This is a genomic window from Modestobacter sp. VKM Ac-2978 (assembly GCF_026968025.1).
GTDB lineage: Bacteria > Actinomycetota > Actinomycetes > Mycobacteriales > Geodermatophilaceae > Modestobacter.
This window is the reverse complement of sequence record NZ_JAPVBP010000007.1, coordinates 1-1,323: the sequence shown is the minus strand read 5'-3', so window position 1 is coordinate 1,323 and position 1,323 is coordinate 1. Positions and strand designations below refer to the sequence as shown.

Here is a 1,323-nt window from a genome sequence, read left to right as displayed (position 1 = left end):
CCACGCGGGGCGATCACCCTGCGGACGACCGGCACCCTGAGGCCGGTCTCCGGCCGGGCGACGGTCCTGCCACGCGGGCCGGTCTCCCTGCGGACGGCCACCACCCTGCGGGCGATCGCCACTGGGGCGGCGGTCCTGCCACGCCGGGCGGTCTCCCTGCGGACGGCCACCACCCTGCGGGCGATCGCCACTGGGGCGGCGGTCCTGCCACGCCGGGCGGTCTCCCTGCGGACGGCCACCACCCTGCGGGCGCCCTTGACCCTGCGGGCGGTCACCACTGGGACGACGGTCCTGCCAAGCGGGGCGATCACCTTGCGGACGACCGGCACCCTGAGGCCGGTCTCCGGCCGGGCGACGGTCCTGCCAGGCGGGACGGTCACCCTGCGGACGCCCACCACCCTGCGGACGATCGCCACTGGGGCGGCGGTCCTGCCACGCGGCGCGATCACCCTGCGGACGACCGGCACCCTGAGGCCGGTCACCACTGGGGCGGCGGTCCTGCCACGCCGGGCGGTCACCCTGCGGACGCCCACCACCCTGCGGACGGTCACCACTGGGACGACGGTCCTGCCACGCCGGACGGTCACCCTGCGGACGGCCACCACCCTGCGGGCGCCCTTGACCCTGCGGGCGGTCACCACTGGGACCACGGTCCTGCCACGCGGGGCGATCACCCTGCGGACGGCCCTGACCCTGCGGACGACCCGTCCCCTGGGGCCGGTCCCCACCAGGCCGGCGGTCCTGCCACGCGGGGCGATCTCCCTGCGGACGACCCTGACCCTGCGGACGACCCTGGCCCTGCGGGCGCCCGCCACCCGAGCGACCACCCGACGACCGCTCGCCGGCCGGACGACGGTCGCGCCACTCCCCTCCGGGACCACCCGATGCGCTCGGGCGATCGTCACGTGACGACCGTCCGCCACCGGCAGCTCCACGGCTGCCGTCTGCGGGCCGGGCTCCACGATTGCCCTCGGTGGGCCGGGAGCCGCGGTGCCCCGCGGGGCGCTGCGGTCGACCGGCGCCGCCGGCGCTGCGGCCACGGTCGGAGCCAGAGGGCCCCCGTCGCGGAGAAGTCATGGTGTTCTACGTACCTCACTGGTGAACGGCGCACGCCCGGTGGGGGCACCTGTACGGCATCGCATCCACCCGACGCACCGCTGAAGCGGCTGCGTCCGGTCGGTCGACGAAAGCGGACAAACGCACAAAACGGGGGCCGGAGCGCAATGCTCCGACCCCCGTTTCGTGAAGTTATGTCCGGCGGCGTCCTACTCTCCCACCCGGTCCCCCGGGCAGTACCATCGGCGCTGAAAGGCTTAGCTTCCG

General features: G+C 75.5%; 1 protein-coding gene and 1 rRNA gene. One reads left to right on the top strand and one right to left on the bottom strand.

What is annotated here, in order from left to right; genetic code table 11:
• Positions 1–909 (top strand): hypothetical protein (locus O2W53_RS16850; protein ID WP_269164212.1); only part of this gene is annotated, 909 nt, incomplete at its 5' end.
• 343 nt (positions 910–1,252) lie between these two features.
• Here the strand turns inward: O2W53_RS16850 and rrf are convergent.
• Positions 1,253–1,323, bottom strand: a 5S ribosomal RNA gene (gene rrf / locus O2W53_RS23950); the annotation flags it as partial.